We start from the raw sequence: 16,775 nt of genomic DNA on the forward strand, positions 1-16,775 counted from the left end.
CGGTTGGCGCGGGTGTCGGCCGATTCCCCTCACACGCCTCGATCAGGCGCTACCTTGTGAGGATGTCGTGAACCGGCACTGCGACGGGGGACGCGATGACTGCCGAGGTTGCTTCGAGGACGCTCACCACCGACTGGCTCGTTGACGCGGGCTCACAGGGGCGGTGCCTTCCTGACGACGGCCTGCCATGACCGCCGTCCTCGGTTCCCGGCTCAGCGCGATCCTCACCGACTTCGGGATCGCGCACCAGGAGGACCCGAACCCGGTCCGGCGCGAGGTGCTGCTGCCCGACGCACGGGCGCAGAGCCCCTCCGCGCTGATCACGGTCATGGTCGAGGTCGACGGTGCGGACCTCGCAGCCCTGGGCGCCGCTGGGCTGCGCGACATCTCACCGGGAGCCGGCACCGTCGTCTCCGGCCACATCCGCGTGGAGTACGTCACCGACCTGGTCGAGGTGCCAGGGGTCATCTCGGTCGAGGTCGAGGACCAGGGGCGAGGAGACCTGCACTCCTCGGTCCCCGCCACCCACGCCGACACGGTACGGACCGGGGCCCTCGGGCTGACCGGCGCCGGCGTCATCGTCGGGGTCGTCGACTCGGGGATCGACATCTTCCACCAGGCATTCCGCAAGGCAGACGGCAGCACGCGGCTGCTCTCCCTGCTCGACCTCACCGCGCCCTACACCCTGACCGCGACCGGGGTCCCCACCGGCGGCTCGATCCGGCTCGGCTGGGTCCCGCCGAAGGGGAAGCCGGGCAGCGGCACCACGCAACAGACCTCGACGATCGGGTTCGACGCCACAGCGTCACAGGTTCTCGCGGCGCTCCACAGCATCGCCGCGATCGAGCCCGGTGACGTCGCGGTGACCGGCGGGCCACTGCCGGGCGCCCCCATCGTGATCGCGTTCCAGGGGCGTTACCTGCACCAGGACGTGAACCGGCTGACCGTCCCCGTCTCGACGATCACCCCGGGCGGCACCGACATCACCGTGGTGCGTGGCCGCGAGTACACCAGGGAGCAGATCGACGGCGCGCTCGGCGCTCCGCCCAACGTCTTCATGAGCTGGGATGCGGGCGGCCACGGCACGCACGTCATGGGTATCGCCGCGGGGGACGGCTCGCAGGCAGGCAACTGCCACCTCGCGGACTACTTCGTCGGGGTCGCGCCCGAGGCGGACCTCGTCGCCGTCAAGACCTCGTGGGTCGACTCCCAGACGATGCGGGGGGTCAACCACGTGTTCACGGTCGCGGACCAGCAGGCCGCTGATGCCGGGCATCCCGTCGCAGCCGTCGTCAACCTCTCCCTCACCGGCTCGCAAGGTGGGGCGCGCGACGGCTCGACGCAGTTCGAGAAGGACATCGACGCAGCCCTGGCCGCGAGCCCCCCGGGGCGCGTCATCGTCAAGTCGGCCGGCAACTACGGGCGCCGGCACGACCACGACCAGCCCAGACCCCAGATGTTCTGGCCCGGCAGCGCCTCGCACTCCCGCAAGACCGTCCCGCCGAGCACCGCCACGACCACGATGACCGCCGTCGTCAACCCGAAGGACAAGAACGACGACGAGTTCGACTTCTGGTACACCGGCGCCGGGCGGCTCTCCATCACCGTCAAGGCACCCGCGAGCGCCACGGTCGTGGGCCCGGTCGCGCCCGACGGCGGGTCCCAGACCCTCAACCTGCACGGCCACTCGATCCTCGTCAACAGCCGGACCAACCTGTCCAGCCCCGACACGCACAACATCTTCGTGCGGATCTCCCCGCCGGCCAACGGCCAGGTCCGCCCCGGCGAGTGGGTCTTCACGTTGACCGAGACCGCCGGGACGGAGGTCGACGTCCACTGCTGGATCGACGTCGAGAAGACCGACCAGCACCCGAGGTTCACGAACGACGACCAGGACCGTCAGTTCACCCTGACCCCGCCCGGCACCGCGCACCGGATCATCACGGTCGCGAACTACGACCACAGGGACAACACGCTCGCGGAGAGCTCGAGCCGCGGGCCGACGACCGACCTGCGCGCGGGCTTCGACACCAAACCGGACCTCGCCGCGCCGGGTCAACAGATCATGGCGGCCAAGAGCGGCGCGAAGGATGACGGCGTCTGTTGCGACTGCTGCAACTACGACTTCTACACCTCGAAGAGCGGCACGAGCATGGCCGCCCCGCACGTCACCGGGATCATCGCGCTCATGCTGCAGCGCAACCGCTCGCTGACCTGGGAGCAGGTCCGGGAACACCTGCGGACCCACGCCGACCCGCCCGATCCGGTCACCGGCCCCACGCTGCCGGATCAGGACTGGGGCGCCGGCATCGTCAACGCCGAGACGACGGTGCAGGCCGTTCCGGTGGTGGCATCGGCCGGCGACGCCGTATCGGTGGGCGCATCAGCGCCGGAGGAGACTCCGGTCGGGGGTCTCGTCCTCGTCGGCGGCCGGGCGCGTACCGCCGCGACGGCGCGTCGCGGCGGCGACCTCGCCGACCTGCGTGCCGCCATGCTCCGCACGCCGGCCGGTCAGCTCGGCTTCGCCCTGGTGAGCACTCACCTCAACGAGGGGATCCGCCTGGTCAACACCGACCGTCGGGTGGCCGTGGCCTGGCACCGGATGGGCGGCCCGGCCCTGCTACGTGCCGCGCTCGACACCTCGGGGGAGGGGCCCACACGGGTTCCCGAGGTGATCGACGGCCGGGATGTCGCCGCAGGCCTGGAGCGCTTCCTCGATGCGCTGTCCGACGCCGGCAGCCTGCCGCTGCGCACTGCCATCGAGCAGCACCGCGGCTTCCTGCTCTCGCTGCCCGGGCTGGACCTTGCCGGGATCGAGTCGATCGACGTGCCCGGGTAGCCCATGGCCGACCAACCGGGAACCGTCGACGTCATTGCTCGCGAGCTCGCGAGCGCCCTCATACCGCTGCAGGAGCGATTGGCTCCCGAGGCGGCCCCGGCCTTCCTCGGCGAGCTCGGGCTGAACCTGCCCAGCGGGTTCGCCACCGCAGCCACCGCGATCGGGGGCGCGGCGGTCAAGGCGGGCGCGCTCGCCCCGCTCGTCGCGGACCTCGTCGACGCCATCGACGGCGAGGACGCGGAGGCGATCGTCGCCGCGGCGGCCCCCCTGCTGGGCGCGATCGCGGACGTCGTGGAAGCCATCTCCGCGCTGGAACCCGCGCTGGACGCCGCTGTCGCCGCGGCGCCGGGGCTCACTACCGACCAACGCAGCCACCTCGCCGCCGAGGCGGCTGCCCTGCCGGGCCGGCTGCTCGAGTGGATGTTGGTGGAGTACCTGGAGACCCGGAGCGCCGGCGTCTACACCGCCCTCACGCTGCTCGGCCTGGTCGATGACGCGATCGAGCCGGGCGTCGCCGGCGATCCGACCCGTCCGCCGGTGCGGCGCCGCGCCCTCTTCCTCGATCGCATCGTGACGATGCTGACCGCCCCGCAGGACTATCTCAGCGCGGCCTTCCGCTTCGGCGAACCGGGCTTCGACGCGATGGAGCTGTTCGTCCCGCTGGCCACCTACCTGGAGTCGCTGGACCTCGCAGTCGACATCATCACCCCGCCGTCGGGCCCACCCATCCTCGAGGCGTACGTCGTCCGGCTGTCCACGGACCCCAGCAGCTCCCCTCCCGCCTTCACGGCGGACCTGCGCGTCCCGGCCACGCAGGATGTCACGTTCACCCTTCCACTGGGCGACCGGTGGTCACTGTCGTTCACCTCCGCGGCGCGTTTCGACGCCGGCATCGGGGCGGTCATCCGCTACCCCCTCGAGCTGACCATCACCCCGCCGTCGGGGTCCGTCGGGATCGACCTCGACCTGGGCCTGCAGGCCGAGAACCCGTCCGGCCCGATGATGCTGCTCGGTGCGGCCGGGAGCTCACGGCTGGAGCTGCAGCGCTTCGCCACGAGCCTCGGCCTCTCCGGCTCGGCCGGCGTCGGCCAGCCGGTGAGCATCGAGCCCCGCGCGCGCCTCGAGCTCGCCGGCGGACGGCTCGTGATCGACTTCTCCCAGGCGGACGGCTTCATCGGCGCCGTCGCGAGCGGCTTCGGTATCGATGCCAACCTCGACCTCGCTGCCCTGTGGTCCCCGTCCACGGGGCTGCAGGTCGAGGGCAGCGGGGGCCTCGAGATCGCGGTCCCGACGCACATCTCGCTCGGTCCGATCGAGATCACCGCCCTGTACCTGCAGGTCAGCATCGAGGACCAGGGCGGCGCCCTGTCCCTGCCCATCGAGCTGTCCGGCGCGTTCTCGGCGAACCTCGGGCCGCTTGAGGCCGCCGTCGACCGGATCGGCGTCCTTGCCCGGCTGACGTTCCCGCCCGAAGGCGGCAACCTCGGGCCGCTCGACCTCGGCTTCGAGTTCAAGCCCCCGAACGGGGTCGGCCTGAGCATCGACGCGGGCGTGGTGCGTGGCGGCGGCTACCTGTACATCGACACCGAGCGCGGCGAGTACGCCGGCGTCCTCGAGCTCGACATCGCCGAGATCGTCTCCGTCAAGGCGATCGGCCTGATCACGACCCGGATGCCGGACGGCTCGGACGGCTTCTCGCTGCTCATCGTCATCACCGCGGAGTTCGGCACCGGTCTGCAGCTCGGCTTCGGGTTCACCCTTCTCGGCGTGGGCGGCATCCTCGGCCTGAACCGGACGATGAACCTGCCGGCTCTGGTCGAGGGCGTCCGGACGAACGCGATCGCTTCGGTGATGTTCCCGCAGGACGTCGTCGCGAACGCCCAGCGGATCATCTCCGACCTGCGGGCCTTCTTCCCACCGCAGGAGGGCATCTTCCTCATTGGTCCCATGGCGAAGATCGGCTGGGGTACCCCGACCCTCGCCAGCCTGTCCCTCGGCATCGTCATCGAGATCCCCGGCAACATCGCGATCGTCGGCATCCTGCGGGTCGCGCTGCCCGCCGACGACGTCGCCGTGATCGTGCTGCAGGTCAACTTCGTCGGGGCGATCGAGTTCGACAAGGAGCGGGTCTACTTCTTCGCGGCGATCTACGACTCGCGCATCCTGTACCTCACCATCGAGGGGGAGATGGCGGTCCTCGCCGACTTCGGCGGCGACGCGGTCTTCGTGCTGTCCGTCGGGGGCTTCCATCCCGACTTCGACCCGCCGCCCCTGCCCGTGCCCGTGCCGAATCGCATCGCGGTGAGCATCGTCGACCTGCCCTGGGCGATGATCCGGGTCGAGGGCTACTTCGCCGTGACGAGCAACTCGGCCCAGTTCGGCGCGCGGCTCGACCTGCGGTTCGGTTTCGACGACTTCGGGATCACCGGCCAGCTCGCCTTCGACGCGTTGTTCATCTTCTCCCCGTTCAGCTTCATCGTCGCGATCTCAGGGGCGGTGTCGCTGCGGGTGTTCGGCTTCGACGTGTTCACCATTCGGCTGTCACTGGCGCTGTCCGGTCCGACCCCGTGGCGGGCCCGCGGCACCGGCTCCCTCTCGCTGCTGTTCTGGGACATCGACGTCGACTTCGACGAGACCTTCGGCGATGCGGCCGACTCCTCACTGCCGGGGGTCGACGTGCTGCCACTGCTCGTCGCGGAGTACGACAAGCTGGAGAACTGGCGCACCCTGCTCCCGGCCAACGCCTCCCCGCTCGTGTCGTTGCGCGAGCTCGACCCGTTGGTCGACACGCTCGTGCTGCACCCGGTCGGCACCCTGCAGGTCACCCAGCGTCTCGTCCCGCTCGACCAGTCGATCAGCAGGCTCGGCAACGCGAAGGCCCAGGACGTCACCAGGCTCGCGCTCGAGGTGGACACCAGCGAGCTGGCCAAGCAGGGTGACGTGCTCGAGTCGTTCGCGCCCGCCCAGTTCAACGACCTCAAGGACGCCGAACGGCTCTCCCGGAAGTCCTTCGAGCCGGGCCACGGCGGCATCGAGCTGTCCGCCGCGGGCGAGACGCTGCGCACCGGGCCCCTGGTCCGCCGCGTCGTGCGCTACGAGCTCATCACGGTCGACACGGGCTGGCTGCGCGCCCGTCGCCAGCGGTTCCAGGTGGTGCTCTCCGGGCTGTTCCAGTTCTTCCTGCGGGGGGCCGCCGTCTCGAGGAACCCCCTCTCGCAGTACCAGCAGACCCTCGCACAGCCGTTCGCGGAGAAGGTGCAGGCCGGTCCGGAGCAGTTCGCCGTGGCGTCAGCCGTGGACAACTCCGTCATCGCCACGTTCACCAACGAGTCCCAGGCCCGCGACTACCTCGCCGACCAGGTCGCCGGGGGCGCGGGAGCCGCGACGTTGCACGTCGTGCCGGCCTTCGAGGCGGTGGGGTGATGAGCGAGCCGTCGAGCTACTCGTTCCTACCGTGGCTGCGCCAGGGCCTCGCCGGGCAGATCAGCTCTCCCGACGGCGACCCCACGGTGACCGCCCGCGCGAGCGTGGGGGTCAACCTCACGATCACCGGCCAGGCGGCGTCCGGCAGTCCCCTCACCCCCTCGCCGGTCTCCCGGAACGTCCAGCTGTTCGGCCCGGGGGACGTCGTCGGCATCGACCCGCGAGCCATCGTGCGCACCGACCCGCGCGACTGGATCACCAACGCCGAACCCAACTACGTCGCGCACATCGAGTTCTACGACGAGGACCTGCCATGGCGCTACACGCCTGCGGCGCCGAGCGGGGACGGCCTGCGGTTGCGTCCGTGGATCGCTCTCGTCGTGCTCGAGGAGACCGAGGAGTTCCGCGACGCCACGACCAGCGGGAAGCAACCGCTGCCCGCGATCGACGTGCTCGATCCGGGCGCCCTGCCGCCGACGGAGGAGCTGTGGGCCTGGGCACACGTGCACGTCAACGCGTCCCTGTCCCCTGCAGACGGCAGGCTCGTGGACGGCGACGCGGCGGGGGTCGCGGCGCGGCTCGCCGCGTCCGTCGGGTCGAACCACGACATCGCCTACTCGCGCCTCATCTGCCCGCGCCGGCTCACCCCCAACACCCGCTACCACGCCTTCGTGGTGCCGACCTTCGAGACCGGTCGGCTCGCCGGCTTGGGCCTCGACCCCGCAGGGGCGCCACACGCGACGGTCTCTGCGTGGGCGGCATACTCCGGCAAGCCAGCCGCAAGCCTGCTGCCGTACTACCACCGCTGGTACTTCCGCACCGGCGACCAGGGTGACTTCGAGTACCTCGTGCGCCTCCTCGAGCCGCGCCCGCTGGACGCCCGGGTGGGCGTGCGCGACGTCGACCTGCGCCACCCGGGCAGCGGCCTGCGTGGCGTGACGGACCCGGCGCTGGGCGGCATCCTCAAGCTCGGCGGGGCGCTCCGGGTCCCCGACGAGGCGCTCACCGAGGACGAGGCCGCCACCCGCCACCGCTTCGAGGAGTGGGACCAGTCCCCGCCGGCGGCGGCGCCCTACCCGCAGCCCTTCCAGGCGGACATGGCGGCCTTCGTCAACCTTCCCGACGACTACGCCGTGCAGGCCGCGGACGCCGCCAACGGGGCTTCCGGCATCGACCCGACCGGCAGCCCGGACCCGCTCATCACCGCGCCCCTGTACGGCCGCTGGCACGCCCTCACCCAACGGCTCCTGGTCGACCGTGACGGAAACCCGGCGCACCCGGACGACAACTGGGTCCACGAGCTCAACCTCGACCCGCGGCATCGCCTCGCCGCCGGCTTCGGCACGCGGGTGGTGCAGGCCAACCAGGAGCGGTACATGGACGCCGCCTGGGGGCAGATCGGCGACGTTCTGGAGGCGAACCGCCGGATTCGGCTGGCCCAGCTCGCCCGGCTCGTCTCGCAGAGCTGGTGGTCCGCCCAGCTGACGCCGAGCGTGACGACCCGTCCCGAACGCGTGCTTCGCCTGACCGCCCCGGCGCACCGGCACGTGCTCCTCCCTGACGCGAAGGTCACCACGGCGACGCCCTACCAGTCGGCACCGGGGGTGACCGCACCCTCGTCCGGCGCGGCCACGCTGAGTCACCGCTTCGCCACGTCCCTTGCCGGCCCCACCCTGCTGTCCGCCCCACTGCGCCGCGCCACCCGCCCCGGCGCCCGGCTGGCCCGGCAGCTCCCGTTCGGCGGCGGGGTCACGCTGGACACGCTGCTCGAACGGGTCGACTCGGGCGAGGTATCGCCCGCGCCACCCAAGGTGACCCCGCCCGGGGTCGTCACGACGGACGATGTCGCCGATACCGTCGACGTCGCGCTGCCCTCGTGGGTGCCCGGTGGCATCGCCGGGTGGCTGCTCGACCTGCTGCGACGGTGGCGCGCCCTGCCCTGGCTGGTGCTCACGCTGGCCGTCGTCCTCGTCATCGCGGGCGCGCTCCTGTGGGTGGCGGGAGGCGCCGGCTCCGTCGCAGGCGCGGGCATCGTGCTCGTCGGGCTGCTGCTCGTCGCGCTCTGGCAGGCACTCCGACGCAGCGAGTCCGCGCTGGACCGCGCGGACTCGGTCCGTCCCGGCGGGCTCACCGAGGAGCACGTGGATCGGCTGCCGGACGCCCCGGGGTTCGAGCTCATCCAGCCCGGCGAGGCCCCGCCCACGTCGTCGCCCGGGTCCAGCGGGGACTCGCCCACGGCAGCGCGCCTCAAGGACGCCCTTCGCGACTGGGCCCGGCTGTACGGCGCCAGCGAGCGGGTCGGTGTCGCCGCCGTTCCGGCCCAGTTCGGCCCGACCGGGCTGGCCTCCCTCGCGACCGGCACCGCGGCCGCCGTCGAGCCGGCGGTCACGATCCCCAAGCGCGTGCTCGCGGGGATCAGTCTGCCGCCCCGTATCGCCACCGAGATGGTCGAGGACTTCGGCGAGGTCATGGCCTACCCCAGGATCGACAGCCCGATGTACGAGCCGCTGCGGGACCTCTCCGACGAGTACCTCCTGCCGAACCTCAACCGGATCCCGCCCAACACGATCTCCCTGCTCGAGACGAACCAGCCCTTCATCGAGGCGTACCTCGTCGGCCTCAACCACGAGATGGCCCGGGAGCTGCTCTGGCGCGAGTACCCGACCGACCAGCGCGGCACGCCGTTCCGCCAGTTCTGGGACGTGTCCGGCGCTCGCCCTCAGCCCGGGCTGACGCCGGAGCAGGCCACGGAGTCGCTCCTCGACATCCCCGAGCTGCACCGCTGGCCGAAGGCCTCGAGACTGGGCGAGCACGACCACCGCGAGACGCCCGGCGAGACCGAGTCCGAGGCCGTCCTGGTGATCCGCGGCGAACTGCTCAAGAAGTACCCGACCGCGATCATCTATGCGCACCGGGCCCGGTGGGAGCCGCTCGACGGTCGCGCCCACCCGGAGAACGAACGCCGGCTCGTCGACCTGCAGCCCGGCCAGGAGGCCGATCCGCCCGACGACATCGTCAAGACCCCGTTGTACGAGGCCCGCGTCCACCCGGACATCACCTTCTTCGGCTTCGACCTGACCGTCGCCGAGGCGATGGGGGGCGACGGGTCCGACCCGGACGACGACGCCGGATGGTTCTTCTGCATCAAGGAGCGGCCAGGCGAGCCTCGCTTCGGCTTCGACATCGAGCCCGAGAGCTCGGACCCCCCGGAGACGGTCAACGACATCGCGTGGCCCACCATCGGCACGGCCGAGGGCAGCTTCCTCGCCGCGAGTGCGCTGAGCCCCTTCACCCTCGACCCGAGCGTCGAACCGGACGACGCCGAGAAGCTCGAGCAACGCAGCGACGACCTCGCCGTCCTCGCCGCCGCACCCACGAGCGCCGCCCGTTGGGCATACCTGACCTACCAGTCGCCCGTGCTCGTTGCCGTGCACGCCGTGGAGATGCTCCGCAGGGAGGACGAATGAGCAGCGTCGACGAGGTCCGCCAGGCCATCGCGCAGGCGCAGCAGGCGAGCGAGCGCGCCACCCACGACCGAGTCCGGGCCGCGGGAGCAGTGCGGGCCGCCGAGGTGGGCGTGCAGGCCGCCAGGCGAGCCGGTGACGAGACCGCCCTCGCCCGGGCCCAGCGGGAGCTCGAGCGGGCCCAGCGCCGCAGCAGCACCGCCCAGGACGCTCGCCGGGAGGCCCGTGAGGCGCTCGCCGCGGGGCTCGAGCTCGCCGTCGACGTCGTCGACCCACGCGAGCTCATCGCGGGCCTGTCGGCCGACATCCCGTTCCTGCTGTTCCCGGTGCGACTCGAGACCCGGTTCATGCACGTCGTCGACCCCGATTCCGGAGTGCGCCGCGAGCAGCTCTGGGTCCGGGTGTTCCCGGACACGGTCTCGGTCGATGCCTTCGGGGAGGAGCTGAGCGACTCCGAGGTGAGCGACGCACAGGCATTCTGGACCGAGGTGTGGGCCGCGGCAGGCAACGAGGACGGCGAGCGGGCCGCGTGGCACCGGCTGGTCCACAGCCACGGATCGGGGCGGGGCGCCTGGATGGTCTCCGTGGTCCGGCCCACGAACGAGGAGGAAAGGCCGCAGGGACCGACGGACCCTGCCGCCGACCCCGTCTTCCCCGACGTCGAGACGACCTCCGCCACGTGGCACCGCGCCCCGCGGGCCGCGCTGCTGCCGGACCGCTTCGTGTTCGTCACCGAGTCGGGAGACGAGCGCACCGAGTGGCTCGGGCGTCCGGTCCCGCCGGAGGTGTTCACCGGCCCGGATCCGCTGGCCCCGGCCGAGGAGGCGGTCAGCGCCGCCGACGGTCGGCTCGCGCTGCCCGACGAGCTGGCCTGGCTGACCGACTTCGACCGCGCCGTGCACGACGGGCTGGGTATCCGGATCGACCTCCAGCCCGGCCAGTCGACCGCCGGGTTCGACCGGCTGTATGTCGTCGGGGTCCGCGTCCTGGACGGGCCCCACACGTCCGCCGACCGGCTCCAGACCCTGCTGCGCCACCATCGCTTCTCCGGTGCGGGACTGTCCTTCGTCCCGCAGGGCACGGCGACCAACAACACAGAGGCGTCCGACTCCGGGCACTCCGCCATCGACGACCCGGACACCTCGTTCGACGCGATGCGGCTGGGGGCCGTCCCGCTGGAACCGGATCCGCTGCTGCGCCGGGACGGACAGTGGTTCGCCGACCTGCTCGGCATCGACCCGGATACCCTGGTCGGGGTGCCGGGCGCCCACGGCCTCGACCAGCGCGACGCCCGCGCCATGCAGGCGCTGCTCTGGCCGGCCACGATGGGCTATCTGCTCGGGACCCAGCTCGAGCCGGTGATCTCGGACCCCACCGTCGAGCAGGCTCGCTGGTTCTTCACGCACCACGTGCGCGGACGGGGCTCGCTGCCCGCCTTCCGGGTGGGTCGCCAGCCGTACGGCATCACGACGACGACGGCATTCTCCCGGATCACCTGGCTGCGCCCTCGCCCGCAGCTGGACCTGAGCCCACGTCCCGCCTTCCTGACCCGGCTGCACGCCCTGCTGACGCTCGCCGACGAGGACTGGGACGACCTCGTGGCGACGGTGCCCTCTCTGGGACGCGGCGGCGCGGCGGGTCTCGACGCGCATCAGACGCTGCTCGGCATCCTCGGGCTGCACCCGGCCTCGGCGGAGTTCCACTACCGCTACGCCGAGTCCATCGACCAGATCGCCAACACGGCCGGTCTGGGCGGATGGTCCGCCGACTTCTGGGAGTCGTGGGTCAAGGCCGGGCTGGACCGTCCCGCGCTCGAGCTGCTGCAGCGCCTCGGCTACGACGGGGACGAGCGGCCGCCGCTGCTCGACCTGTACTTCCACGGCCGGCAGGCTCCGCTCAAAGGCCCGCTCGTGGACGACCGGCCGCTCTCCGAGACGGAGGCCGTGCGGGTCTGGGCGACCGGTGAGCGCAACTACCTGCAGTGGCTGCTCGATGCGGCGCAGACCTCTCTCGACGCGGTGCGCACGACGAGTGGCTTCGTGGACGCCGTGCCGACGACGTTGCTCTTCCTGCTCGCCCGACACGCCCTGATCCTGGGCTACGCCGAGTCCTCCTGGCGGCTGCACGACCACGTCGGCTACGACGCTGCCACCGTGCGGGCGCTCCGCCGGGAGCCGGCGTTCGTGCACGTCGATCCCGGATCGGCGAGCGAGTCGCGCTACGCCCCGCTGTACCGCCACGACCCGCGGATCTCCCCGGGCCAGGACTGGAGCGTCGCCGCCCAGATCAGCCACGTGCTGCACACGCACCCGAGCACCCGGGTGCTGCGCGAGCAGGTCGAGGCCCTGGAGCTGCTCGTGGACGCCTCGACGGCCCGGCTGGAGCGGGCGATGGTCGAGCACCTCGACACCGTCACCTACCGCCTCGACGCGTGGCGGCTCGGACTCGTGAACGCCCAGCTGGAGCTGATGCGGGGCATCCCGCAGGACGATGTCGAGACGGCCGAGCACACCGAGCCCGGTGATGACGGACCACGCGGCGAGGCGGGCGAGCCCGGTGAGGACGGCGAGCCCGAGCGTCCGGAGACGCCTCGGCGCGGCATCCACCTCGGCGCCTACGGCTGGCTCGAGGACGTGCGGCGCAATCGCACCGACCCGGTGCCGGTGGAACTGCCGGACGACCTCGCCGCTGCGTTCGCCGAAGGAACCGCCTTGCAGCGCGACCCCGACAGCGGCGGACACCTGCTCGCGCCGAGCCTCAACCAGGCAGTGACCGCGTCGGTGCTGCGCAGTGGATACCTGGCGAGCGCCTCGCCGGCGGACCCCCAGGCGATGACGGTCAACCTGTCTTCCGAGCGGGTGCGCAAGGCGATGGACGTGCTCGCCGGGATGCGTCAGGGCCAGAGCCTCGCCGAGCTGCTCGGGTACGCGTTCGAACGCGGACTGCACGATGCCTCGGGCTTCGCCGAGGTGGACGAGTTCATCTACGACCTCCGGCTGCGCTTCCCGCTGCGGTCCAACCGGCTGGACTCGACCGCGCAGACCGAGGGCGTCTCGATCGAGGCGATCGAGGCGCGGAACGTCCTGGACGGTCTGCGGCTCGTGGAGCACGTCGAGCAGAACCAGGCCTTCAGCTACCCGTTCGGGCTGCCCGCGTCGGTACTGCGTGCCGACGCGAGCGCCGCCCAACGCGCGGCGATCGAGCGCGAGGTCGCCGCGCTGCGCGATCTGCGCGATGCCGTCGGCGACCTCGCCCTCGCCGAGTCGGTGCACCAGGCGACCCAGGGCAGCGCAGACCGTGCAGGAGCGGCGCTGCGCACCGTCGAGACCGGTCACCGACCCCCGGAGATCGAGGTGGTGCGCACTCCGGCCACCGGCGTGACACTGACCCACCGGGTGGGCATCCATCTCGACCCCGCCGCGAGCGCCGGCGTGGGGGCCACCCCCCGCGCGCTCGCCGAGCCGGCCGTCGACGCCTACTGTGCCGCGCTGCTGCCGCCGCTCGATACGGTGGCGTGCCGGGTTCACTGGAAGGACCCGGTCGACGGCTCCGACGAGTTCACCGCCGTAACCCTCGCTGACCTCGGCCTGCGGGCACGGGATGTCGTGGAGCTGCTCCGCTCCGGCGAGCAGGCGATGGACGAGCTCGACGACCGGGTGGTGCGTCACGTGCTGACCACTCCGGGCGGCTCTCCTCCGACGACCCCTCGTCCGGACGCCCGGCTGGAGATCGCCTATCGCGAGGCCGATCCCGGGCAGGTTCCGGTGTTCGACATCGCAGCGCAGTGCGACCACCTGCGTTCGATCGTCACCACGGCGCGGGCACTGCGGCCGACCGATGTCGTGCTCGCCGGGGAGGCCGCGGCGGACCTCGACGCCGTGGCCGTCGTGGACCCCGCGCGGCTCCTCGCCGTGCACAGCCTGCTCGGCGACCTGCTCACCGACGTCACCGCCTACCTCGACGGGTGGGAGCCCCGCCTCGCCGACCTGGCCACTCATCGCGACGCAGTGCTGGACGACGCGGACACGGCGGTGGACGACGCGGTCGCGCTGCTGGAACGCGGCGCGCGCCTGGCGGTCCCCGGATCCGGGTGGGGCCAGGCGATCGCCTCACGCGCCGGTCAGTACGCCCGCACCATGGACCGGGTCCGGGAGCTGCTCGCCCGGTGGGATGCTCGCCTCGTCGGGATCGACGCGGCCCTGCAGGACTATGCGGATCTGCCGGCTGGCACCCCGGACGAGGAGCGGTTCGCCGCGCTCGCTGCGATCGAGGGCGCCATCGTGCCCGCGCAGGCCGGCGGTCTGGCCGAGCCCGAGGCGACGCCTGTCCTCCAGCTCGCCGCGGTGCAAGCGCGGCGGGACGCCTTCGCAGGCCGCGCGGACGGGCTGCGCGCGCTGTTGGCCACCACGGCACCCGGCCTCGTCTCGCTGCGCACTGAGCTGCTCGGCCACCTACCGGTCAGCGACGTGGACCCGACCCCGTTCGAGGTGGCGAGCACGGAAGCGGCGATGATCGCGCTGGTGCACGACGTCGTGGCCGGGGTGCGCTCCCTCGCCGAGGTGCTCAGCGCCCGCGACGCGGCGGCGACGACAGCATTCGCCGACCATGCTGCGGCGACCGACCCGCCCGCTGCGCTGACCGCGCTCGAAGCAGCGGCCGAGGCACTGCTCGGCGAGGGGTTTCTCATCGTGCCGCGGTTCACCGTCCCCACGGCGGCGGCGGCCGAGTGGGCCCAGGCGCTCGGCGACCAGGCCGGACTGCTGGCGCACCTCGTCGCGACGGCCCGGGACTTCCCGGTGGAGGACTGGGTGCACTCGGCGGCCCGGGTTCGCGAGCCGTTGCGCCGGCTCGAGCAGGCTGGGCTGCTGGCTCGGGCCCTGGTTCAGGTCGACCCGGAGCTCACCCCGATCCAGCTGCCCTACCGCCCCGGGGATGCATGGCTCGCCATGGAGTTCCCACCCGGGCAGGACCTGACCGGTGAGCACCTCCTGTACACGGCGCAGTACCCGGCCGGATTCGACCCGACAGGCGACGTGTGTGGCCTGCTGGTGGACGCGTGGACGGAAGTGCTTCCGAGTGACGAGACGACGGTGGGGCTCGCGTTCCACTACGACCAGCCCTCGAGCGAGGCTCCGCAGTCCCTCCTCCTGGTCACCCCTGCATCGGGCGGCAAGACATGGACCTGGGACGACCTGCGCCAGGCGGTCCCGGACACGATGCGGCTGGCCCGCCAGCGCGCCGTCGAGCCAGGGCAGCTCGACGCGGACGCCGTCGCGCGGTTCCTGCCCGCGACCATCACGGCTCTCACCACGCACGGCATCTCCATCGGGCTGTCGTATGCCGTGAGCAACCTCGTGCACGTCACCCTGGAGGACGGCGATGGCTGAGATCTCCCACTCCGCGGCATCGGCCGGCTACGAGCTCATCTCCGGGCCCGCCGAGATGAGCGAGGCGCTCACCGCCCAGGTGTTCCCCTCGGTCACCGTCTACAACCGGCTCGAAGGTCGGCCCCGGACCCGATCCTTCGAACGGTCCCTGCGCGCAGAGGTGCGCGACCCGCTCTGGCTGCTGACCCGGCAGTGGCAGCTCGGCGAGTTCCAGGCCGACGATGCGGGCTCGCCGGTGTCCGCGCAGCTGCTCGTCGAGCGCACGGAGCTCACCGAGCTGGGCGCTCGAGAGGCGCCGGTGACCGCGTTCGACGGGCCGCTGCCGTTGGAGGCCCGAGTCGAGCGGCGCCCGTTCGCGTTCCGTCTCGGCGGTGTGCCGCTCGCCCTGGACCTGCGTCTCGCGCTGGGTCGGCGCTGGGAGAAGTGGCTCGCGGCTGCAGTGGCGGCGGGTGACCTGTCCGCGGACTACACCGCGAACTTCCGCGAGGCGTTCGAGTTCCCGTCGCCGGATCCCACCGCTGCCTCCGATGCCGGTCTTGCTGCGCATCCCGGGGTGTGGCAGTCATTCGCGGCGGTCGCGGGGCGGCGCGCGCTGGACGGCGGCGCCCTGTTCGAGCAGCTCACGGCCACGCCGCCACTGGCGCCATACGATGGGGTCACGGGGATTGCCGCCGCCGACGAGCCGTTCCTCGACAGGCTGGGCGTGCGTCTGGTCGAGTGGTTCCACGACCTCGTGGTGCCGGCCGGGGAACCCGAGGTCGACGCGTGGGACCCGCAACGGCTGGAGTACCGGTTCCGGGCCGCCGCGCCGAACGCAGACGGATCGGCCCGACGCTACGCTGCCCGCGAGTACCACGGCGGCCGCCTCGACTGGTGGCACCTCGACCTCGACCCGCAGGACACCACGCCCCTCGACCAGGCGGCCCCCGGTGTGGTCGTCGAGAGCAGGTCTGCGACCGTGCCCTCACCGGTGTCCTTCGAGGGCATGCCGGCCACCCGGTGGTGGGCGTTCGAGGAGGGCCGGACCAACCTCGGGGCGGTCGACGCGGCGACGACGGACCTCGCCACGATGTTGTTCGTCGAGTTTGCCCTCGTGTATGCGAACGACTGGTTCCTCACCCAGTTGCGGATGCCGGTCGCGTCGATCGCCACCGTCCGCGGCCTGGCCGTGACGAACGTGTTCGGTGAGCGGTACTGGATCCCCCCGGCCGGTTCCGGCGATGACGACACCTGGCAGCGGTGGTCGATGTTCTCCTCATCGCGGATCGGCCCCGGGGAGGCGGACACCTCCCTGCTCGTGCTGCCCGTGGCCGCGAAGGTGCAGGAAGGTCCTGCGTTCGAGGAGGTGTCGCTCGTCCGGGACGAGCAGGCCAACATGGTGTGGGGCCTGGAGCGAACCATCCCGTCCGCGGCCGGCGGAGGGATGCCGGGCGGGTTGGCAGCCGGGCAGACAGCGGCATACTTCCAGCGTCTCGGGGACGCCGTGCCCCAGCCGGAGCCGGACGAGCCCCGGGTCGCGGACGTGCGCTACGAGGCGATGTCATCCGTACCAGAGCACTGGATCCCGTTCGTGCCGGTCCACGTGGACGGCTCGAACCGCCAGATCCAGCTACAGCGCGCCGCGCTGCCGCGGATCGTGCCCGGTCTGCCCACCGTGCCTGT

General features: G+C 72.1%; 5 protein-coding genes. All 5 read left to right on the forward strand.

Features of this window, described 5'->3' with window-relative positions; translation table 11 throughout:
• The first annotated feature begins 187 nt into the window (after positions 1-187).
• Positions 188-2,839, forward strand: coding sequence for a S8 family serine peptidase (locus LOY02_RS02705; protein WP_317180785.1), 2,652 nt, complete (start codon positions 188-190; stop codon positions 2,837-2,839).
• Positions 2,840-2,842: 3 nt separating this feature from the next.
• Complete coding sequence (locus LOY02_RS02710) at positions 2,843-6,262, forward strand: DUF6603 domain-containing protein (protein WP_317180786.1); 3,420 nt, start codon at positions 2,843-2,845, stop codon at positions 6,260-6,262.
• On the forward strand, positions 6,262-9,729 hold the full coding sequence (locus tag LOY02_RS02715) for a hypothetical protein (protein ID WP_317180787.1): 3,468 nt from the start codon (positions 6,262-6,264) through the stop codon (positions 9,727-9,729). The genes LOY02_RS02710 and LOY02_RS02715 overlap by 1 nt, the downstream gene beginning before the upstream one ends.
• Positions 9,726-15,113 carry a hypothetical protein gene (locus LOY02_RS02720; protein ID WP_317180788.1) on the forward strand — a complete coding sequence of 1,796 codons (5,388 nt, stop codon included), beginning with the start codon at positions 9,726-9,728 and terminating at the stop codon, positions 15,111-15,113. Before LOY02_RS02715 ends, LOY02_RS02720 begins: the two co-directional genes overlap by 4 nt.
• Positions 15,106-16,775: hypothetical protein (locus LOY02_RS02725; RefSeq protein ID WP_317180789.1), on the forward strand; the 1,670-nt coding region annotated here is incomplete at its 3' end. The genes LOY02_RS02720 and LOY02_RS02725, both read left to right, overlap by 8 nt.

Source organism: Intrasporangium sp. (assembly GCF_032907665.1).
In the GTDB taxonomy this organism is placed as follows: domain Bacteria; phylum Actinomycetota; class Actinomycetes; order Actinomycetales; family Dermatophilaceae; genus Intrasporangium.

Excerpts from the sequence above, each read along its gene's own strand:
- LOY02_RS02705 (WP_317180785.1), top strand. The coding sequence starts at position 188 with ATGACCGCCGTCCTCGGTTCCCGGCTCAGCGCGATCCTCACCGACTTC.
- LOY02_RS02710 (WP_317180786.1), top strand. The coding sequence starts at position 2,843 with ATGGCCGACCAACCGGGAACCGTCGACGTCATTGCTCGCGAGCTCGCG.
- LOY02_RS02715 (WP_317180787.1), top strand. The coding sequence starts at position 6,262 with ATGAGCGAGCCGTCGAGCTACTCGTTCCTACCGTGGCTGCGCCAGGGC.
- LOY02_RS02720 (WP_317180788.1), top strand. The coding sequence starts at position 9,726 with ATGAGCAGCGTCGACGAGGTCCGCCAGGCCATCGCGCAGGCGCAGCAG.